Origin of the sequence: Curtobacterium sp. AB7 (genome assembly GCF_044909335.1) — a bacterium.
Classification (GTDB): domain Bacteria; phylum Actinomycetota; class Actinomycetes; order Actinomycetales; family Microbacteriaceae; genus Curtobacterium.
Genome location: NZ_JBIYED010000005.1, coordinates 222,197 through 240,531, shown reverse-complemented (window position 1 = coordinate 240,531; position 18,335 = coordinate 222,197). Strand labels below are relative to the sequence as shown.

20 protein-coding genes and 1 tRNA gene are annotated in these 18,335 nt (G+C 70.5%); 11 read left to right on the top strand and 10 right to left on the bottom strand.

Annotation, left to right across the window (positions count from 1 at the left end; genetic code table 11):
* Nucleotides 1-64: 64 nt before the first annotated feature.
* Both ABH929_RS12865 and ABH929_RS12860 read left to right on the top strand, forming a co-directional pair.
* A complete protein-coding gene (locus ABH929_RS12865; protein ID WP_111086801.1) occupies nucleotides 65-355 on the top strand; it encodes an oligoribonuclease in 291 nt (96 codons plus the stop codon).
* A 29-nt stretch (nucleotides 356-384) separates the two neighbouring features.
* On the top strand, nucleotides 385-645 hold the full coding sequence (locus ABH929_RS12860) for a thioredoxin family protein (protein WP_404561515.1): 261 nt from the start codon (nucleotides 385-387) through the stop codon (nucleotides 643-645).
* Here the strand turns inward: ABH929_RS12860 and ABH929_RS12855 are convergent.
* The 3 genes from ABH929_RS12855 to ABH929_RS12845 are packed head-to-tail and all read right to left on the bottom strand — an operon-like array spanning nucleotide 589 to nucleotide 3,802.
* Entirely contained in the window at nucleotides 589-2,124 is a 1,536-nt protein-coding gene (locus ABH929_RS12855) for a DUF6716 putative glycosyltransferase (protein ID WP_404561514.1), read from the bottom strand. The two genes, ABH929_RS12860 and ABH929_RS12855, sit on opposite strands and share 57 nt — an antisense overlap.
* Before the next feature lie 41 nt (nucleotides 2,125-2,165).
* The gene (locus ABH929_RS12850) at nucleotides 2,166-3,038 is read right to left on the bottom strand and encodes an N-acetylneuraminate synthase family protein (RefSeq protein ID WP_404561513.1); all 873 of its coding nucleotides are present in this window, start codon (nucleotides 3,036-3,038) and stop codon (nucleotides 2,166-2,168) included.
* Complete coding sequence (locus ABH929_RS12845; protein WP_404561512.1) at nucleotides 3,035-3,802, bottom strand: cytidylyltransferase domain-containing protein; 768 nt, start codon at nucleotides 3,800-3,802, stop codon at nucleotides 3,035-3,037. Before ABH929_RS12845 ends, ABH929_RS12850 begins: the two co-directional genes overlap by 4 nt.
* Nucleotides 3,803-3,914: 112 nt before the next feature.
* Between ABH929_RS12845 and ABH929_RS12840 the strand changes: the two genes are divergently transcribed.
* Nucleotides 3,915-3,987: transfer RNA gene (locus ABH929_RS12840), tRNA-Arg, on the top strand.
* A 113-nt stretch (nucleotides 3,988-4,100) separates the two neighbouring features.
* Here the strand turns inward: ABH929_RS12840 and ABH929_RS12835 are convergent.
* Nucleotides 4,101-5,375: a hypothetical protein gene (locus ABH929_RS12835; protein WP_404561511.1), complete on the bottom strand. Its 1,275-nt coding sequence runs from the start codon at nucleotides 5,373-5,375 to the stop codon at nucleotides 4,101-4,103.
* Between the two features lie 89 nt (nucleotides 5,376-5,464).
* A complete protein-coding gene (locus tag ABH929_RS12830) occupies nucleotides 5,465-5,731 on the bottom strand; it encodes a hypothetical protein (protein WP_111086795.1) in 267 nt (88 codons plus the stop codon).
* 158 nt (nucleotides 5,732-5,889) lie between these two features.
* Between ABH929_RS12830 and msrA the strand changes: the two genes are divergently transcribed.
* From msrA to ABH929_RS12815, 3 genes are all read left to right on the top strand, one after another.
* A complete protein-coding gene (msrA, locus tag ABH929_RS12825; protein ID WP_404561510.1) occupies nucleotides 5,890-6,417 on the top strand; it encodes a peptide-methionine (S)-S-oxide reductase MsrA in 528 nt (175 codons plus the stop codon).
* A 37-nt stretch (nucleotides 6,418-6,454) separates the two neighbouring features.
* Nucleotides 6,455-6,658 carry a methyltransferase gene (locus ABH929_RS12820; RefSeq protein WP_205464191.1) on the top strand — a complete coding sequence of 68 codons (204 nt, stop codon included), beginning with the start codon at nucleotides 6,455-6,457 and terminating at the stop codon, nucleotides 6,656-6,658.
* Between the two features lie 123 nt (nucleotides 6,659-6,781).
* A complete protein-coding gene (locus ABH929_RS12815; protein ID WP_404561509.1) occupies nucleotides 6,782-7,555 on the top strand; it encodes a single-stranded DNA-binding protein in 774 nt (257 codons plus the stop codon).
* Nucleotides 7,556-7,578: 23 nt separating this feature from the next.
* On the opposite strand, the gene ABH929_RS12810 is transcribed toward ABH929_RS12815, so the two are convergent.
* Nucleotides 7,579-8,304 carry a hypothetical protein gene (locus tag ABH929_RS12810; protein WP_404561508.1) on the bottom strand — a complete coding sequence of 242 codons (726 nt, stop codon included), beginning with the start codon at nucleotides 8,302-8,304 and terminating at the stop codon, nucleotides 7,579-7,581.
* 190 nt (nucleotides 8,305-8,494) lie between these two features.
* Between ABH929_RS12810 and ettA the strand changes: the two genes are divergently transcribed.
* Both ettA and ABH929_RS12800 read left to right on the top strand, forming a co-directional pair.
* On the top strand, nucleotides 8,495-10,180 hold the full coding sequence (gene ettA, locus ABH929_RS12805) for an energy-dependent translational throttle protein EttA (protein WP_111086790.1): 1,686 nt from the start codon (nucleotides 8,495-8,497) through the stop codon (nucleotides 10,178-10,180).
* 32 nt (nucleotides 10,181-10,212) lie between these two features.
* Nucleotides 10,213-10,668, top strand: coding sequence for an acyl-CoA thioesterase (locus ABH929_RS12800; protein ID WP_404561507.1), 456 nt, complete (start codon nucleotides 10,213-10,215; stop codon nucleotides 10,666-10,668).
* Here the strand turns inward: ABH929_RS12800 and ABH929_RS12795 are convergent.
* On the bottom strand, nucleotides 10,655-11,518 hold the full coding sequence (locus ABH929_RS12795) for an acyl-CoA thioesterase (RefSeq protein WP_404561506.1): 864 nt from the start codon (nucleotides 11,516-11,518) through the stop codon (nucleotides 10,655-10,657). The genes ABH929_RS12800 and ABH929_RS12795 overlap by 14 nt on opposite strands.
* A 47-nt stretch (nucleotides 11,519-11,565) precedes the next feature.
* On the opposite strand from ABH929_RS12795, the gene ABH929_RS12790 reads away from it, so the two are divergent.
* Both ABH929_RS12790 and ABH929_RS12785 read left to right on the top strand, forming a co-directional pair.
* The gene (locus tag ABH929_RS12790; RefSeq protein ID WP_404561505.1) at nucleotides 11,566-12,267 is read left to right on the top strand and encodes a hypothetical protein; all 702 of its coding nucleotides are present in this window, start codon (nucleotides 11,566-11,568) and stop codon (nucleotides 12,265-12,267) included.
* Nucleotides 12,268-12,304: 37 nt separating this feature from the next.
* Nucleotides 12,305-13,147 (top strand): NAD-dependent epimerase/dehydratase family protein, encoded by an 843-nt coding sequence (locus ABH929_RS12785; RefSeq protein WP_404561504.1) that lies wholly within the window; start codon nucleotides 12,305-12,307, stop codon nucleotides 13,145-13,147.
* A gap of 161 nt (nucleotides 13,148-13,308) precedes the next feature.
* Here ABH929_RS12785 and ABH929_RS12780 read toward each other — a convergent pair whose 3' ends face one another.
* The 3 genes from ABH929_RS12780 to pepN form a co-directional block, all read right to left on the bottom strand.
* A complete protein-coding gene (locus tag ABH929_RS12780) occupies nucleotides 13,309-13,821 on the bottom strand; it encodes a globin (RefSeq protein WP_404561503.1) in 513 nt (170 codons plus the stop codon).
* Nucleotides 13,818-14,885: a mechanosensitive ion channel family protein gene (locus tag ABH929_RS12775; protein ID WP_404561502.1), complete on the bottom strand. Its 1,068-nt coding sequence runs from the start codon at nucleotides 14,883-14,885 to the stop codon at nucleotides 13,818-13,820. Before ABH929_RS12775 ends, ABH929_RS12780 begins: the two co-directional genes overlap by 4 nt.
* A 76-nt stretch (nucleotides 14,886-14,961) precedes the next feature.
* A complete protein-coding gene (gene pepN / locus ABH929_RS12770; RefSeq protein ID WP_404561501.1) occupies nucleotides 14,962-17,541 on the bottom strand; it encodes an aminopeptidase N in 2,580 nt (859 codons plus the stop codon).
* Between the two features lie 122 nt (nucleotides 17,542-17,663).
* Here pepN and ABH929_RS12765 point away from each other — a divergent pair, with 122 nt between their 5' ends.
* Nucleotides 17,664-18,329 carry a DsbA family protein gene (locus ABH929_RS12765; protein ID WP_404561500.1) on the top strand — a complete coding sequence of 222 codons (666 nt, stop codon included), beginning with the start codon at nucleotides 17,664-17,666 and terminating at the stop codon, nucleotides 18,327-18,329.
* The last annotated feature ends 6 nt before the right edge of the window (nucleotides 18,330-18,335 follow it).

Genomic DNA, 18,335 nt, shown 5'->3' with positions numbered 1-18,335 from the left:
CTATATAGCGATGCTATGCGTTGCGCAACAGACCGCATCAGGGGCCGCCTGGTAGAAGGGATGCATGAGCGACATCACCATCCACGAAGGCGACGAGTACACCGCGATCTTCCACGGCGGACCCTTCGACGGCACGACCGACACCCGCACCGCGACGAGCGACGCGCTGGACGACGAGGTCACGGTGTTCGCCGACGTCGAGGGCCTGCAGACGGCCTTCACCTACCGCGCCACCAAGTCCCGTCAGGTCCTCGACCAGACTTCGGTCGAGTTCACCTACGAGCCGGGGGAGTCCGACCCGGTGGATGACCTGGCCGACCGCGGCGACCGCAGCGGCGAGTTCGACCGGGAGTAGAACCCCGCGCCGCCGCGTTGCACGGTCACATGCAGCTCGACCTCTGGACGTCCGCCTTCTGTGCGCCGTGCGCCGCCGCCCGCCGGGTGTCGGCCGAGGCGTCGGCGCTCGTGCCCGGGCTCGCCGTGACCGAGCGTGACGTGGCGTCGTACCCCGACGACGCAGAGGACCTCGGCATCCGTTCCACGCCCACGATCATCGTGCGGCGGCAGGACGGCGCCGAGGTCTTCCGTTCACCCGGGGTCCCCACCCGCGACCAGCTCCTGCTGGCGATCGCCAAGGCCCTCTGACCCGCCGCCCGCCGCGCTGCTGGCGCCCGCCGCGCTGCCGGCACCCGCGCTTGCCGCGCGCTGCGACGTCGGCGCCGCCACCACGACCGGCTCCGGCGGGTCGACCAGCGCCCTGGCCTTCCGAGCCAGTCGCTTCGTCGTCCGGATCGGCGCCCCGATCACGAGCGCGAGCCAGCCCAGCGCGGAGCGGTCCGCGCCGCCGAGTGCGTTCTTCCGCTCCCAGGCCCGGCGCAGCACACCGCCTCGGCTGCGGCGTGCGGGTTCCCGGTCGACGAGCGTCCCGGCGTCCCGTTGCACCATGAGCTCCGTGAGTCGACGCTGCCAGTCGTCGTCCGAGGCTGGGTGGAAGTAGTTGTCCTGCATCCAGCTCGGTCGGACCGTCCCGAACCGGCCGTCCACCAGGTCGACCGAATCGCCCTCGAGGCCGCTCGACACGAACACCTCGTTGATGAGGTGGCGGCCGATGCCGAAGTCGGTCAGGGTCAGCGCGGGCACACCACGTGCGGCGGCTTCGAGCACCGCCGTCGAGCTGATCGTCACGAGGGCCACTGCACGGTCGAGGTGTTCGGCCATCGGCCCGCTCTCGACCACGAGGTTCGCCGGTGCGTCGGCCGGGACGAGGTCGGGGTAGGGATGTTCCTCGCGGTGCGTCTGGTGTTCGCCGGCGGCCGCGCGGGTCTTGATCACGACGCGCCACTCCGGGTGCTGCCGTGCGGTCGCGACGAGCCACTCCACGACGAGGGCCCGGTCGACGCGCTCCAGCGGGACGCTCGGCTGGGCGGCGAAGACGACGGCGTCACGGACGTTCACACCGGTCGCATCGGGCGCGCCCGTGCTGGCGCTGGTGCTGGCGCTGGCGCTCGCGCTCCGGGCGAAGGGCAGCGTGGCGAGCGCGAAGTGCGGCTCGACACCGCCCTCGATCGCCATCTCCTCGTACGCCCGCACCTCGCGGTGGCTGTGCAGCACGAACAGGTCGGCACGCGCGCGGAAGAAGATGCCCTTCCACTTCGCCGGGAACGAGATGCCCGGCAGGCCGGACACCAGCACCGGCCGGTCCGGGATCCGACGGTGCACCTCGTCGATGACGAGTTCGGCGACCGGGCCGATCAGGGACACGAGGACGGCGTCGGGCGGATCGACGCGGAGCTCCTCGACGACCGCATCGACGTCCTTCGGCGTCGGCGGAGCCGTCCGCAGGTGTGCGAGTCGTGCGTCGAGCCCGCGGAACGCCGAGCGCAGCTGCTTCGCGCTGGCCGAACGCGGCGTCGCGACGGTCCGCAGGTCGAGGTCCCAGCCGGCTGGTGCCGCGGCGAGCAGGTGGGCGCCCCACTTGGCGAACGAGTCGGTGTCGACCAGGGCGACCACACGTCGGCCGCGGGGTGACGGGCCGGACGGGAGGCGCGCCTCCCGTCCGACGGACGACGCACCCCCGTCAGCCGGCACGTCCAGAGTGCCCGTTTCGTCGACCGGGCCGCTCACGCGGTCTCCGTCCTCACGCGCTCCGCGTTCGCGCGCTGCGCTCACGCGCCGACGCGGCGCAGCTTGGCGAGCGGCGCCCGCTCGCCGGGGAAGATGCGCTTCACCCCGTCACCGAGCGCGGTCTCGATGATCCGGATGTCCCGCGCCAGGGTCTTCAGGCCGTGCGGCTCGAGCGAGGCCGCGTGGTCCGAGCCCCACATCGTGCGGTCGAGCGTGATGTGCCGTTCGACCGCGGTCGCACCGAGGGCCACGGCGGCGATCGAGATCTGCAACCCCGGCTCGTGGCCGGAGTACCCGACCGGCACGCCCGCGTACCGGTGCGCGAGGGTGTCGATCATGCGCAGGTTCGCCTCCTCGGCGGGGAGCGGGTACGTCGACGTGGCGTGCATGAGCACGAGGCGGTCGGTTCCGAGGGCGTCGACGGCGGCGTCGATCTGCTCGAGCGTCGACATGCCCGTCGACAGGATGACGGGCTTGCCGGTCGCGGCGACGGCGGCGAGCATCCCGAGGTCGGTCACCGACGCCGAGGCGATCTTGTACGCGACGACGTTGAGGTCCTCGAGGAAGTCCACCGACGGCTCGTCCCAGGGGGAGGCGAACCAGTCGAGGCCGCGCAGCGTCGCGTGGTCGCCGATCTCGATGTACTGGTCGCGGTCGAACTCGACGCGGTAGCGGTACTCCAGGTAGGTCATCTCGCCCCACGGGGTGCTGCGGGGCGTGTTCTTCATGTGCTCGGGCGTGGAGATCGCCGGAGTGCGCTTCTGGAACTTGACGGCCTGCAGCCCGGCGTCGGCAGCGACGTCGATGAGCTGCTTGGCGATGTCGACGTCACCGTTGTGGTTGAGGCCGATCTCGCCGATGAGGTACGCGGGGTGGCCCGCGCCGATCGTGGACGTGCCGATGGTGACGGTCATGGTGCTCCGTTCAGTGCGGGGGCTGCCCGCGTCGGGGATGGGTCGTGGTCCGGGATCTGGGGAGCGACGGCTTCGGCCGCGGCTTCGGCCGCGGCTTCGGCCGCGATCAGGTCGGTCTCGTCGTCGATGTCGATCGCGCCGGCGGGGTCGACGGCGATGAGCTCGACGCGGCCGTGGAAGCGGTGCCGGTGCTGCCGGAAGCCGTCGGTCCGCATGACGTACGAGGCGCCGGTCTCGCGGTACTCGGCCGCGCGGTCCTGGCGACGCGGACGGGTGGCCGCGTCGTGGTTCACGGCGACGGCGGAACCGTCGGCGGCAACGCGCCACAGGAACGCGTGCGACGGCGCTGCGGCGAACACGACGTCGGCGTGCCCCTCCGAGACGCGCCGGATCGCCGTGTCGAGGTCGTCCGGGTCGATGAACGGCGAGGTCGCCTGCAGGAACACCAGGACCTCGGGCAGCGCATCGCCGGCGGCCTCGAGTTCGTCGAGCACGTGGAGCAGCGCGGACTCCGACGACGCCTGGTCGTCCGCGAGGTCGGCCGGCCGTCGGACCACGTCGGCGCCGGCGGCGCGGGCCTCTGCGGCGATGGCGTCACCGTCGGTCGTGACGACCACGGCGTCGATCAGTGCTGCGCTGCGTGCCGACTCCACGGCCCGGCGGACGAGCGACCGTCCGCCGACCGTCCGGAGGTTCTTGCCCGGGATGCCCTTCGAGCCGGCGCGTGCGGGGACGACGGCGAGGACGGTGGCAGAGGAGTGCATCTCCCGGACGGTACGAAGCGCGGGTGTCCCGGAGGCGAACTGCGGGCAGACGACGGCCGAACCGTTCCGGAACCGCTCGACCGGCGGGTCCCGGTTAGAATCGACGTCGCTCGCCTCCGTAGCTCAGTGGATAGAGCAGGTGGTTTCTACCCACCGTGCCGCGGGTTCGATTCCTGCCGGGGGCACGACGCGAACGGGCCGCCATCCGATCGGATGGCGGCCCGTTGCTCGTTCGTGGGGGGGGTGTCGGACGCTGGGTGCTGGGTGCTGGGTGCCGGGTGCTGCTTGACCGTGCCCGCTACTCGTCGTCGTCCGCGGCGCGGCGACGGAGTTCAGAGGCGCTGATCGGCTGCGTGTGCGTCGCCTCGGACGTCTCGTCCGCGTCCGTGGGCTCTGCCGGGGCCTGGGTGATGCGGGTCGGGATCGACGTCGTGTTCGTCGTGCCCGGGGTCTCGACCCTCGGAGCAGGAGCGGACGCCGGGGTCGTCGGGACGTCGTTGGCGGGCGTCCGGTTGACGTGGGCGTCGGCCGAGGTGGGCGCCGGCGTCGCGACGGTGGACGACGCGGGACGGTCGGTGCCGCGGGCCGGGGTCACCCGGTCGGTGTCACCGAATGCCTTGGTGACGGCGTCGTCGTCCACCACCTCGGTGTCGTCGGTGCCGCGGCTCGGGGTGGAGCGTGCGGGGGACGTGGGTGTGCCGAGCGCCGGGCGCACGGGCGGTGCGGCGTCGTCACCGTAGACGCGGGTGGTGTTCTCGCCGTAGGAGCGCGTGGCGTTGGCGTCCGACCCACCGCGGTTCACCGAGAACCCGGGTCCTGCAGCGGGAGCGGACGCCGACCCGGCTGCGGCAGCGGGGGCGCCACCGGCGGGGGCCGACCCGGCGTTGGCGGGGGCCGACGGCGCGGAGGCGGGCGTGCCTCCCGGACGCTGTGCCGGACGCAGGGAAGTCGTCGTCGGCGTCGGGCGCTCGACGGGAGCGGCCTGAGCGGGCGCTGCCGGGGTCTGCGGGCGGGCGGTGCTGTTCTGGTCGGCGTTCCAGTCCTGCTGGCGCTTGATCAGGTCGGCATCCGGGTCGGGGGACTCGAACTTCCAGCGCTCGAGGTCGGCCTTGAAGAGCTTGCGTGCGCGACCCGGACGGGCCTGCCACTCGAGCAGGCGGTCGCGGAACTCCGCGAGCGACTGGTCGGCCTGGAAACTGAAGGTCGACGAGTTCTTCTTGATGTCGGCGATCTCGTGCTGTGCCCAGTTGGCGGCGAGGGGCGCACCCTGCACGGGGAGCAGCCGGAGCCGGATGTCGGCATCCTCTGCAAGGTGGTCCGCGTAGCCGCGTTCGTCGTGCCCGAGCGAACCCCAAGCAGCGGCCTTGCGCGCCGCGGAGATGATCGCCGCGACGGCGGCGTTCTTCGACTCGCGCTCCTGCAGGGCCACGACCCGTTTGGTCGCACCCCGTCCGATGAGCGCCGCGATCACGCCGGCGACGACGATGGCGACGAAGGGGATCACGGCACCCGAGATCACCCGCCACCCGTCGTCGGACGAAGTCCAGTCGGTCAGGTCGTTCCACCAGTCCATGCGCGCACCATACTCACGAAACGGTCAGGCCCCGGGGAGGACGAACGGCGTTCCGCGCATCCGACCCGAGATGATTCCAATCTGGAACATCATGACCAGCGGAGGCAGTCCACGGCGTCGTCGGCGGACCACACGTTCGGCAGCTCGACGAACCGACGCTCGGTCGCGACGTAGCGACGGGCGCGGTAGGCGGTGTCACCGGCGACGTCGATGCGGTCGACGTAGCCGACGATCTCGCCGTTGGCGCGGGTCACGCGGCTCAGGTCGTCGCGGACGTCGAGGATGCGGTAGTCGCCGCGCGACCGGGAGAGCGGGACGGTGCGGATCCGCAGTGCGGGTTCGGTCGTGGTCTGCATCGTGGCCTCCTGGTCGGTGTGGTCTCGACGTTACGGGCCACCACCGACACGCCGGGGCCGTGCTGACGCATCGTGGACGGCGGAGTGGGCGGTGCGTGCTGTGGAGGGCATGTCCCCGGTCCGGCCCCGCGCGGATGTCGGGGAGGTAGGTTGTGGCCATGACCACGTTCGTGCTCGCAGGTGGATGTTTCTGGTGTCTCGACGCCGTGTACCGCACGCTCCAGGGCGTGCAGGACGTGGAGTCCGGCTACATCGGCGGTCGGGTGGAGAACCCGTCGTACGAGCTGGTGTGCACGGGGTCGACCGGTCACGCCGAGGCGGTCGCGGTCACCTTCGACGAGACGGTGATCCCGGACGAGGTCATCCTCGACGTGTTCTTCACGCTGCACGACCCGCGGCAGCTCAACCGGCAGGGTGCCGACGTCGGCACGCAGTACCGCTCGGCGGTGTTCCCGGCCGACGACGCGCAGCGCGCACTGTTCGAGCAGGCGATCGAGCGCGCGTCCGACATCTGGGACGGCGGGATCGTCACCACGATCGAGCCGCTCTCGACGTTCTACCCGGCGGAGGAGTACCACCAGGACTTCTTCGCGAAGAACCCCGGTCAGGGCTACTGCCTCGCAGTCGCGCTGCCCAAGGTGAACAAGGTCCGCAAGGCCTACAGTCAGTACATCCTGGCGTCCTGATCCTCGGGCGTCGGGGCCACGAGGAGGTGGTCGAACGATGACGAACAACACCGGGACCTGGGTCGCGATCGGTCCGGCAGGTGCGGTGGGCAGCATCCACCGTGCCGCGGACGGCTTCCAGGTCGAGCTCTACGGACGAGGGCGCAGCGGCGGGCTGTACCCGTCGCTCGAGTCGGCGAAGGGTGCGGTCCACGCCGCGCTCGGCCCGCTCGCGGCGCGGCCCGAGTTCCGAGCGCACTAGCGGTCCAGGGCCGGACAGGAGGCCCGGGGGACTCGTCCTCCACAGGTCGCCTGATCGGGTCCACACGCCACAGATCGAGCCCGGGGCTGCTTCCGCAGCCCCGGGCTCGATGACGATCGACGCATGAACGACATCATCACCGTCTGCGGAATCGTCGCCACGGAACCCCGTCACCTCGTCACCGAGACCGGCATCGCCATCACGAGCCTGCGCCTCGCCTCACCGTCACGTCGATGGGACCGGGCCAGCGCGGCCTGGGTCAACGGTGCGACCAACTGGTACACCGTCACCGCGTTCCGCTCCCTCGCGTCGAACGTGTTCAAGTCCCTGAAGAAGGGCGACCGCATCGTCGTGTCCGGCCGCGTCCGGATCCGCACCTGGGAGCGCGACGGCCGGGGCGGCACGTCGGTCGAGATCGATGCCGACGGCATCGGGCACGACCTGGCGTGGGGCATCAGCAACTGGGTCCGGGTGCCGCGGCAGGTGAACGACACCACGTCCGGGCACGGCGGCGTGCGGGGCGTCGATCCCCGAACCGGCGAGGTGCACGGCGGCGGCCTCGTCGCTGCTCCGGCGCTCGACGGCCAACGGCAGGCGCACGGGCAGGACGCCGGCCACGAGCCCGACCTCGGTGCCGAGGCCGACCCTGAAGCGGAGGCCGGCCACCGGGCCGAGGCCGACGACGGCGCCGGGCCCGACGACGGCGCCGGGCCCGACGACGTCGCCGGGCACGACGACGGCGCCGTGCCCGACCACGAGAACGAGGCCGCGACCGACCACGGGCTGGACGGCGCGGACCTGGAAGGGCCGTCCGAGCGCGTGCTCGAGCACGACGGAGCCGCATTCGACCCAGCGTCGCCCGATGACGACGGGGCGCTCGCTCGGGTCGCCGCGTGACCCTGGTCAGACGCGCCGGACGGTCACCACTTCTGCGCGATCATCCCGATGCCGGACACCTGATCGGTGTCCCAGTTGCCGCCGCGCGGCAGCCCGGAGACCCGACCGTTGATCCGGAACGTCGCTCCCTGGACCGCAGGCTTGTTGATCTGGGTCGCCTTGATGCCGTGGAACGAGAAGTTCGTGTTCCACGTGCCGTTCAGACCCGTCCGGCCCTTGACGTTGCCCACCGTGATGCGGGTGTTCTGGACGGTGGAGTGCACGACGTCGCCGTTGAGGCGGCCGTTCGCCTCGGCGTTGAAGAACAACCGACCGTCCAGGTTGAGCTTGAGCGTTCCGATCGTCTTGTGGTTGACGATCATCGTCGCGACGTCGTTCTGGTACCAGCGCATCCCGATCGGGGTGTTCTTGTTCGTCGCCGGACCGAGGTACCCGTAGGTGAACTTGCCGTTCTGCACCCGCTCCCAGATGAAGCGCGGCTTGCCCTTGCTCTCGGGCGAGCCCTTGTCCGACTGGATGCCGAACGCGTAGGCGTTGTTGTGGGCGTCGTGCACGTTGATGTAGGACGAGTACCCCGTGCCGGCCCCGTCCGCGCTGATGGTCGCCGTGTAGAGCAGGTACGGGGAGCCCTTCGGCACCGCGCCGGCGGCCGTCGCCGGAGACGCAGGCGCGACGAGGGCGGCGGTGAGCGCGATCGCTCCGAGGAAGGGGAGCGCGAGTCGGCGGAGTCGTGTGGCGTGCCTGGTCATGGTTGTCATCCCGTCCGTGATCCTGAGCCGGTCCGCGTCGTGGTGAGTGACGGGCCCCGAGGTGGTTGGCGAGGACAACCTACGTCGTCGTCACGGATCCCGACAGCCCCCCATTCCGCCGGGTGCGCGAAGCGGCGATCCGGTGCCGGGCGCGCGGTGCACCGACGGGGTCACTACACTTGGGGCCGATATGGCTGAGTACATCTACCAGATGGTCCGCGCCCGCAAGGCGGTCGGCGACAAGCTGATCCTCGACGACGTCACGATGTCGTTCCTCCCCGGCGCCAAGATCGGCGTCGTGGGACCGAACGGTGCGGGCAAGTCGACGATCCTGAAGATCATGGCCGGTCTCGACCAGCCGTCGAACGGCGAGGCGAAGCTCACGCCGGGCTTCACCGTCGGCATCCTCATGCAGGAGCCGGAGCTCGACGAGACGAAGACCGTGCTCGAGAACGTCCAGGAAGGCGTCGGCGAGATCCACGCGAAGCTCGCCCGCTTCAACGAGATCTCCGCCCTGATGGCCGAGCCGGACGCCGACTTCGACGCGCTCCTCGCCGAGATGGGCACGCTGCAGGAAGAGATCGACGCCGCCGACGCGTGGGACCTCGACTCGCAGCTCGAACAGGCCATGGCCGCGCTCCAGTGCCCCCCGGGGGACGAGCTCGTCACGCACCTGTCCGGCGGTGAGAAGCGTCGTGTGGCGCTCTGCAAGCTCCTGCTCCAGAAGCCCGACCTGCTCCTGCTCGACGAGCCCACCAACCACCTGGACGCCGAGAGCGTGCAGTGGCTCGAGCAGCACCTGCAGCAGTACCACGGTGCCGTCCTCGCCGTGACCCACGACCGGTACTTCCTGGACCACGTGGCCCAGTGGATCGCCGAGGTCGACCGTGGTCGCCTCTACCCGTACGAGGGCAACTACTCGACGTACCTCGAGAAGAAGCGTGCGCGCCTCGAGGTGCAGGGCAAGAAGGACGCGAAGCTCGCGAAGCGCCTGTCCTCCGAGCTCGACTGGGTCCGCAGCAACACCAAGGGCCGTCAGGCGAAGTCGAAGGCCCGTCTCGCCCGGTACGAAGAGATGGTCACCGAGGCCGAGCGCACCCGCAAGCTCGACTTCGAGGAGATCGTGATCCCCGTCGGCCCGCGTCTGGGCTCGCAGGTCATCGACGCCGAGAAGCTGCACAAGCAGTTCGGTGAGCGCGTCATCATCGGTGACCTGTCCTTCACGCTGCCCCGCAACGGCATCGTCGGCGTCATCGGCCCGAACGGTGTCGGCAAGACGACGCTGTTCAAGACGATCGTCGGGCTCGAGCCCCTCGACGGCGGCACGCTGAAGATCGGCGACACGGTCGACATCTCGTACGTCGACCAGAGCCGTGGCGGCATCGACCCGAACAAGAACCTGTGGGAGGTCGTGTCCGACGGGCTCGACTACATCCAGGTCGGCAAGACCGAGATCCCGTCCCGCGCGTACGTCTCGCAGTTCGGGTTCAAGGGTCCGGACCAGCAGAAGCGTGCCGGCATCCTGTCCGGTGGTGAGCGCAACCGTCTGAACCTCGCGCTGACCCTCAAGCAGGGCGGCAACCTGCTGCTCCTCGACGAGCCGACCAACGACCTGGACGTCGAGACCCTCGGCAGCCTCGAGAACGCCCTGCTCGAGTACCCCGGTTGCGCAGTGGTCATCACCCACGACCGGTGGTTCCTCGACCGCATCGCGACCCACATCCTGGCGTGGGAAGGCCTGAACGAGGACGGCACGCCGAACTGGTACTGGTTCGAGGGCAACTTCGAGGCGTACGAGGAGAACAAGATCGAGCGCCTCGGTGCCGACGCCGCGAAGCCCGGGCGCGCGACGTACCGCAAGCTCACCCGCGACTGACCCGCGTGGCGAGACTGCACGCTCCCATCCGCATGCGGTGGAGCGACATCGACGCCTACGGCCACGTCAACAACTCCGCGATGCTGCGCCTGCTCGAAGAGGCGCGCATCGTGGGGTTCTGGGGTCCGGACGCGGGTGAGCTGTCGGCCGACGGCAGCCTGCCCGAGCCGATCATCGACGGTCGGCCGGGCTCCGGCACGATGACGGTGATCGCCGGACAGCGCCTCGAGTACCTCGCGTCGATCCCGTACCTGCGCCAGCCGCTCGACATCCAGATGTGGATCGGGCGGCTCGGTGGTGCGAGCATCGACGTGTCGTACGAGGTCTGGTCGCCGGTCGGGCAGCAGCCGGCCGAGCTCTACACCCGGGCGACGACCGCGCTCGTCATGGTGGACGCCGCCACGAACCGTCCTCGGCGGCTGACCGCGGCCGAGCGTGCGGCGTGCGAGCAGTACCTCGAGGCCCCGGTGGAGTTCAGCCGCCCGTAGGGACCCGCATCATGCCCTCCTGCGCCACGGTCGCCAGCAGGCGTCCGTCGCGGGAGAACATCCGACCGAACGCGAGCCCCCGGCCGCCCTGGGCGCTGGGGGACTCCTGCGTGTACAGGATCCACTCGTCGGCCCGACCGTCGCGGTGCCACCACATCGCGTGGTCGAGGCTGGCGCTCTTCACACCGGGCGTGCCCCAGGCGACGCCGTGCCGACGCATGATCGGCTCGAGGATCGACAGATCGCTGGCGTACCCGAGGACCGCACGGTGCAGCGCCGGGTCGTCCGGCAGGTCGCCCTGCACACGGAACCAGACCGCCTGGTGCGGCACGTGCTCGCCCTGCACGTCGACGAACACCGGACCCTCGACGTGCCGCAGGTCGATCGAGCGCTCGGCCCAGGCCTTGGCGACGGGGTGGTCGATGGTGGACAGGATCGACGCAGCGGACGGCAGCGACTCCGGCCACGGCGTGTCCACCGGGTACGGGTCCTGGTGCTCGACCCCGGTGTCGGGCACCTGGAACGACGCGATCATCGAGAAGATCGGCACACCGCGCTGGTAGGCCTGCACGCGCCGCGTCGCGAACGACCGACCGTTGTGGATGCGTTCGACGCCGAAGGTGATCGGCACGTCGATGTCGCCGGGGCGCAGGAAGTACCCGTGCATCGAGTGGATGTCACGCCCCTCGATGGTGGCCTGCGCAGCGACGATGCACTGGGCGAGCACCTGACCGCCGAACACCCGCCCACCGGGGGACCAGTGGTTCGCGCCGGTGAGGATCGTCTCACCCGTGCTCGCACCGGTGTCCTCGAGTCGGAGTGTCCGCAGGAAGTCGGGTTCGCCGTTCACGTGGTGCAGTCTACGAACACAGGGTGCGCCGGTAGGATCGGTCCGACATGGGCACCTCGTTCACGCTTCCCGACGCCGCCTCCCTCGGTGACCTCCGCACGTACCTCGGACGTGCCGCTCGGATCGAGGACGGTTCGGTCCGGCTCATCGCCGACTCCGGTGTCCTCGCGGTCTACACGGCGATCCTGTACCCCCTCGGGCTCCTCGACGAGCTGCCGACGGTGCTCGGCCTCCGCACGTTCTCGCTCACCGAGCCCGCGACGATCGACGTCGTGGTGCCGCTGCAGTCCCTGCTCGAGCGGCTCCGGCTCCTCGCCGAGGCGCAGGACGCCGAGCACGCCGACGGCGCCGACCCGACGCGGGCCACCCCGATCGAGGTCGAGCTCCCGCACGAGGTCCACACCGTGACGTGGGCGGCGATCTCCCCGCCCCGTGGCGGATGGGTGCCGCTGCCCGACGTCTCGCCGGAGCTGCTGCGCCGCGCCACCCGTGACGGCATCGCCGAGGTCGCCGACGCCGTCCCGACGAACGCGGGCGAGGCGATCATCCGCAAGGTGCGCTCCGAGGTCTGGGGCCGTCCGGTGCCGGGCATCGAGCACCTGCCGGCTGGTGCAGGCTTCGCGGGGGAGAGCCTCGGCTTCCTCGGGCACGACCCGGTCCGCTTGTTCGAGACGGGTCCGTGGAGCCGTCTCACGACGTCGCGCGGGCACGTGCTGGTCAAGCGCCGCGCCTGGACCCTGAACCCGTAGCGAGCGTCACGGTCGGGCCTGGTGGTTGGCTGGCCGCATGCACGTCTTGCTCACCGGCGCGTCCGGGTACATCGGTTCCTCTGTCCTCCGCGCCCTCGTCGCCCACGGGCACGAGGTGACCGCCATCGTCCGATCCGACGAGAAGGCGCAGCACGTGCGTGACGCCGGTGGGCACGCCCTCGTCGGGGACGTCACCGACACCGAGGTCGTCGAACGACTGCTCCACGAGACCGACGGCGTCGTCCACACAACGTCCGCCGCCGACGTCGACCCGGACTTCACCGCGACGGTCCTGCGCGCGTCCGTCGGCACACCGAAGCCGTTCGTGCACACCGGCGGCATCTTCACCTTCGGCAACTCGACGGACATCTCGGAGCAGTCGCCGATCGATCCGCCCGAGCTGACGTCGTGGCGTACGGCGAACGAGGCTGCTGTGCGGGCGAGCGACGTGCGGACCACGATCGTCGCCCCGGGCATCGTGTACGGGCGAGGTGCCGGCATCCCCGCGATGTTCGTCAGCGACGGCACCCAGCCGGTCACGCTGGTCGGTGACGGCTCGCAGCGCTGGACCACGGTGCACGTCGACGACCTCGGCGAGCTCTACGTCCTCGCGCTGGAGCGTGCCGAGCAGGACGGGTACATCGTCGCCGCGTCCGGGGACAACCCGACGGTGCGCGAGCTCGCCGAAGCGGGAGCGCACGGTGCACCGGTCGTCCCCGAGAGCGTCGATGCTTCGCGCGAGCGACTCGGCGGGGCCTTCGCGGACGCGCTGCTCCTGCACCAGGAGGCGTCCGGTGCCCATGCGCGCTCCGCCTACGGGTGGAACCCGACGCACCCGTCCCTGGTCGAGGACCTCGCCACCGGCTCGTACGTGCGCTGAGGACCACGTCCCCCCTCGGCGGCGGCATCAGCGCCGCCGAGGTTCCGCAACATGCCGCGCGCCGTTCGCCGAGGTTCCATGAACGGGACGAGGCGCCGCCGAGATGTGCAGATTTCGGAACCTGAAGGGGCCGCGGGCGCGGGCGCGGGGCGCGCCCCGGGTCAGTCGAAGGTGTTCGTCATGGCGTGCGCGGCACGGTCGAGGTACGCCCACAGCTCGGCCTCGTCGAGGGGCGCGAGCTGCAGCGACTCGACGGCCTCGCGCATGTGGTGCAGCCATCGTTCGCGGGCCTCGGACGTGATGCGGAACGGGTTGTGCCGCATCCGGAGCCGGGGGTGTCCGCGCTCCTCGCTGTAGGTTCCCGGCCCGCCCCAGTACTGCTGCAGGAAGGCCGACAGGCGCCAGATCGCGCCCTCGAGGTCGTCGGCCGGGTACATCGGCCAGATGACGTCGTCCTGCTGCACGCCCTCGTAGAAGCGGCGGACGAGCCGGTCGAAGGTCGGGGCGCCGCCGATGCGGTCGAAGAGCGAGCCGGTGGCCGGGACCCCGTGCTCGCCGACCCGCAGCGTGATCGGCTGGGCCGGCACAACGGGCACAACGGGCACCCCCGGCACCCCCGGCTTGCCGAGGCCCGCTCCGCCGGTGCCGCTGTTCGGGGACGTGGGATCGGTCACTGGGAGTCCTTCCCACCGTCGTGGTGGTCGTCGGTCCGGATGGGTTGCCCGAGCACGTTGCGCTTGGTGCGGCGCGGCTTGGTCGGCGCCGGGGTCGGCCGGGTCTGCACGGAGCGCAGTCCGTTGATCGAGGTCGCGTTCTCCCAGCCCTCGGGCATGATCATCGCCATCGCGGGCAGGGTGATGCCGAGCTCGTCGACGGCGTGCTTCAGTCGGGCGCGGAGTTCGCGGCCGACGACGTCGAGCTCGGACGCGCGGGTCTTCACGACGAGGCGGAAGACCATGCCGTCCGTGGACACCGACTGCAGGCCCCAGATCTCGGGCTTCTCGACGATGCGCTGGCGCCAGCGGGGCTCCTGCGACATGGTGACGGCGGCCGTGAGCAGGGCGTCCTGCACGGCGTCGATGTCGGTGTCGTAGGGGACGGTGATGTCGACGAGGACCCGCGACCACCCCTGCGACAGGTTGCCGACGCGCAGGATCTGGCCGTTCGGCACGAACCACAGGATCCCGTTGACGTCGCGCACCTGCATGACACGGAGCCCGACGTTCTCGACGACGCCCGTGGCCTGCCCGGTGTCGACGACGTCACCGACGCCGGCCTGGTCCTCGAGGATCATGAAGATGCCGGACAGCAGGTCCTTCACGATCGACTGCGCGCCGACGGCCAGGCCGGCGGCGACGAGCGAGGCTCCACCGACGATGCCGACGGCGGCGTTCGGGATCGCCACGGGGATGATGATCGCAAGAGCCACCACCACGACGACGACCGTCGCGAGGTTCTCGAGCACGCTGCCCAGGGTGCGGGTCCGCTGCACCACGCGCGCCGTCTGGACCGGTGACGCGATGAGCGCCTGCGTGTCTTCGGCGCCCTGACGCTTCTTCACGCCGTTCACGACGCGATCGACGATCTGCTTGATCATGCGGCGGAGGATCACGCGCAGGATGATCGCCGCGACGATCGTGATCACGATCGTGATCGGGATGTGCCAGGCGTCCACGAACTGGGTGAACGCGTTGGATGCCCACTTCGGAACGTCGGAGGTCTCTGCAGCCAGGGTCATATCCGGTCGATGCTAGAGGGCGGGGCCTCGGCGTTCCATGAGGAACGCCGAGGCCCCGCCCGTGTTCACCAGCGACTCAGGCGTCGGCAGCCTGCACTCGGAGCGCACGCTCCGTGCCCGCGACGCTCTCGGAGACGATGCGACGCAGCGCCGGGGTGTCCGGGTGCGCCTCGAGCCACGCGTGGGCGGCGTCGCGGAGTTCGGCCGACGCGAGCGGCGCCGGGTAGAGGCCCGAGACGATGGTGTCGGCCATGTGGTAGCTGCGCTCGGCCCAGATGCGGGTGAGCACCTCGAAGTACTTCGGCACGAGGCCTTCGAGCACGACGGGGCTGTTCACGTGCTGGAAGCCGACCGTGGTCTGCCGCACGATCGCGTTCGGCAGCTCGGACGAGTCGACGAGCGACGCGAAGGCGGCCAGCTTGCCCTCGGCGGTCGGGATCGTCGCCCGGGCACGGGCCGCGGCCTGCTCACCCGATGCGGTCTTGTCGGCCGCGAGTTCGGCATCGACCTCGGCGCCTGCAGCAGCACCGGCGAGCACGAGGCCCTCGAGCAGCTCCCAGCGCAGGTCGGTGTCGATCTCGAGCCCGTTCAGCGTGACCGAACCGTCGCGCAGCCCCTGCAGGGTGGCGACGTGCTCGGGCGTCGACGCGATCTGCGCGAAGAACTTCACGAACTGGAACTGGGCGTCCGACCCGGCTTCGGCCGAGGCGGCGAGCTGCCAGAGCGTGTCGCCCACCGTGCGGACCGTGGCGTCGACCTTCGACGGCGCCACGTAGTTGCGCGTCGTGAGGAGCAGCTGCGACAGGGTCGTGCGGATGGTCGTCGACTCGGACTCCGTCGCGATGTTGCCGAGCGCGAGCCGGACGTAGTCGCTGGCGGGCGACTCGGCGTCGCGCGTGGCGTCCCACATCGCACCCCACACGATCGAGCGCGCGAGCGGGTTCGCGATGGCCGCGAGGTGCTCGATCGCCGTCGTGCGGGACTGCTCGTCGAGACGGATCTTGGCGTAGGCCAGGTCGTCGTCGTTCAGGAGCACGAGGTCGCCGCGCTGCACGCCGACGAGCTCGGGCACCTCGGTGCGTGCGCCGTCGACGTCGATCTCGACACGGTGCACGCGCTCGAGCTTGCCGCCGGACGACGCGGTGTCGGCACCGAACGGCGCGTCCGCGTCCTGCGTGAACGCGTAGACGCCGATGGCCAGACGGTGCGGGCGGAGCGTCGGGTGGTCGGCCGGCGCTTCCTGCAGGACGGCGAACGAGGTGATCGCGCCGGACGCGTCGACCTCGATCTCCGGGCGGAGCGTGTTGACGCCCGCGGTCTCGAGCCAGAGCTTCGACCACTCGGACAGGTCGCGGCCGCTGGTGGCCTCGAGCTCGACGAGCAGGTCACGCAGCTCGGTGTTCGAGTGGTGGTGCTTCTTGAAGTAGGCCGAGACACCGGCGAAGAACGCGTCGATGCCGACCCACGCCACGAGCTGCTTCAGGACGGAGCCGCCCTTGGCGTACGTGATGCCGTCGAAGTTGACCTGGACGTCCTCGAGGTCGTTGATCGTCGCGACGATCGGGTGCGTCGAGGGGAGCTGGTCCTGGCGGTAGGCCCAGGACTTCTCCATCGCCTGGAACGTGGTCCAGGCTTCGGTCCACTCGGTGGCCTCGGCGGTGGCGATCGTGGAGGCCCACTCGGCGAACGACTCGTTCAGCCAGAGGTCGTTCCACCACTTCATGGTGACGAGGTCGCCGAACCACATGTGCGCGAGCTCGTGCAGGATCGTGACGACCCGGCGCTCCTTGATGGCGTCGGTCACCTTCGAGCGGAAGACGTAGGTCTCGGTGAACGTGACGGCGCCCGCGTTCTCCATCGCCCCGGCGTTGAACTCCGGCACGAAGAGCTGGTCGTACTTCTCGAACGGGTACGGGACGTCGAACTTCTCCTCGTAGTAGGCGAAGCCCTTCTTCGTGGTCTCGAACACGTACTCGGGGTCGAGGTACTCGGCCAGCGACTTGCGCGCGAAGACGCCGAGCGGGATCGTGCGGCCGTCGCTGCTCGTGAGTTCGTCGCGGACGACCTCGTACGGGCCGGCGATGAGCGCCGTGATGTAGCTCGAGATGGTCGCAGTGGGCGCGAAGGCCCAGGTCGCGTGCTCACCGTCGACGCGGGGTTCGGGCGTCGGGGAGTTCGACACGACCTGCCACCGCGACGGCGCCGTCACGGTGAAGGAGAACTGTGCCTTGAGGTCGGGCTGCTCGAACACCGCGAACATGCGGCGCGAGTCGGGGACCTCGAACTGGGAGTACAGGTACACCTCGTCGTCCACGGGGTCGACGAAGCGGTGCAGGCCCTCGCCGGTGTTCGTGTACAGCGCGTCGCTGACGACGACGAGCTCGTTCTGCTCCTGCAGGCCGTCGAGCTGGATGCGGACGCCGTCGTTCACCGCGGCGACGTCGAGCGCGGTGCCGTTCAGGGTGACGGAGTGCACGGTCTTCGTGATCGCGTCGATGAACGTGGACGCACCGGCGGTCGCGGTGAAGCGCACGCGGGTGGTGCTGCCGAAGGTCTCGGCGCCGCGGGTCAGGTCGAGCTCGACGTCGTACGTCTGCACGCTGACGATGCCGGCACGTTCCTGGGCTTCGGTTCTGGTGAGGTTCTCTCCGGGCACGCAACGCTCCATCTTCGCTGAGGACGCGGACGATCGTGGTCCGCGCGGGGGAGTCCCGGCACGGCGTCGTGCACCGGCGGGACGGTCATCCCCAGCCTAGCGACGCCGCGTACGCTCGGAGCGTGAGCGAGACGACTGTGGACAAGACGACGGAACACACGACGGAACACCCGACCGAACGCACCACCGTGGAGTTCTGGTTCGACCCGAACTGCCCCTGGGCCTGGATGACGAGCCGCTGGGTGGGCGAGGTCGCCGAGCACCGCGACCTCGACGTCACGTGGAAGGTGATGAGCCTGTTCGTCCTGAACGAGGACCAGGACATCCCCGACGAGTACCGCGAGCGCATCCACAAGGGGCAGCTCTACCCGCGCATCGTCACGGCGGCGCGGCTCCGGCTCGGCCAGGACATCGTGAAGCCGCTCTACGACGCCCTCGGTGAGCACGTCCACCACCGCCAGGAGCAGGACCCCGACCAGGTGGTCCCCGCAGTGCTCGCGGAGCTCGGTCTCGACGCCGACCTGCTCGAGTACGCCTGGACCGACGAGGTCGACGCCGCCGTGCGCGTCAGCCACCAGGACGGCATCGACCGAGTCGGACAGGACGTCGGCACGCCCGTCATCGCCGTCGCCGGCACCGCGTTCTTCGGCCCGGTCATCTCCCCGGCGCCCAAGGGCCAGGAGGCGCTCGACCTGTGGGACGGCGTCGTCGCCGTGGCCAAGTACCCCGGCTTCTTCGAGCTCAAGCGCTCGCGCACCGTCGGCCCGGTCTTCGACACCACCGACTGACGGGAG

What these genes read in the sequence shown, in the direction of transcription:
- ABH929_RS12865 (WP_111086801.1), top strand. Translation starts at nt 65, where the DNA reads ATGAGCGACATCACCATCCACGAAGGCGACGAGTACACCGCGATCTTC.
- ABH929_RS12860 (WP_404561515.1), top strand. Translation starts at nt 385, where the DNA reads ATGCAGCTCGACCTCTGGACGTCCGCCTTCTGTGCGCCGTGCGCCGCC.
- ABH929_RS12850 (WP_404561513.1), bottom strand. Translation starts at nt 3,038, where the DNA reads ATGACCGTCACCATCGGCACGTCCACGATCGGCGCGGGCCACCCCGCG.
- ABH929_RS12845 (WP_404561512.1), bottom strand. Translation starts at nt 3,802, where the DNA reads ATGCACTCCTCTGCCACCGTCCTCGCCGTCGTCCCCGCACGCGCCGGC.
- ABH929_RS12835 (WP_404561511.1), bottom strand. Translation starts at nt 5,375, where the DNA reads ATGGACTGGTGGAACGACCTGACCGACTGGACTTCGTCCGACGACGGG.
- ABH929_RS12830 (WP_111086795.1), bottom strand. Translation starts at nt 5,731, where the DNA reads ATGCAGACCACGACCGAACCCGCACTGCGGATCCGCACCGTCCCGCTC.
- msrA (WP_404561510.1), top strand. Translation starts at nt 5,890, where the DNA reads ATGACCACGTTCGTGCTCGCAGGTGGATGTTTCTGGTGTCTCGACGCC.
- ABH929_RS12820 (WP_205464191.1), top strand. Translation starts at nt 6,455, where the DNA reads ATGACGAACAACACCGGGACCTGGGTCGCGATCGGTCCGGCAGGTGCG.
- ABH929_RS12815 (WP_404561509.1), top strand. Translation starts at nt 6,782, where the DNA reads ATGAACGACATCATCACCGTCTGCGGAATCGTCGCCACGGAACCCCGT.
- ABH929_RS12810 (WP_404561508.1), bottom strand. Translation starts at nt 8,304, where the DNA reads ATGACCAGGCACGCCACACGACTCCGCCGACTCGCGCTCCCCTTCCTC.
- ettA (WP_111086790.1), top strand. Translation starts at nt 8,495, where the DNA reads ATGGCTGAGTACATCTACCAGATGGTCCGCGCCCGCAAGGCGGTCGGC.
- ABH929_RS12800 (WP_404561507.1), top strand. Translation starts at nt 10,213, where the DNA reads ATGCGGTGGAGCGACATCGACGCCTACGGCCACGTCAACAACTCCGCG.
- ABH929_RS12790 (WP_404561505.1), top strand. Translation starts at nt 11,566, where the DNA reads ATGGGCACCTCGTTCACGCTTCCCGACGCCGCCTCCCTCGGTGACCTC.
- ABH929_RS12785 (WP_404561504.1), top strand. Translation starts at nt 12,305, where the DNA reads ATGCACGTCTTGCTCACCGGCGCGTCCGGGTACATCGGTTCCTCTGTC.
- ABH929_RS12775 (WP_404561502.1), bottom strand. Translation starts at nt 14,885, where the DNA reads ATGACCCTGGCTGCAGAGACCTCCGACGTTCCGAAGTGGGCATCCAAC.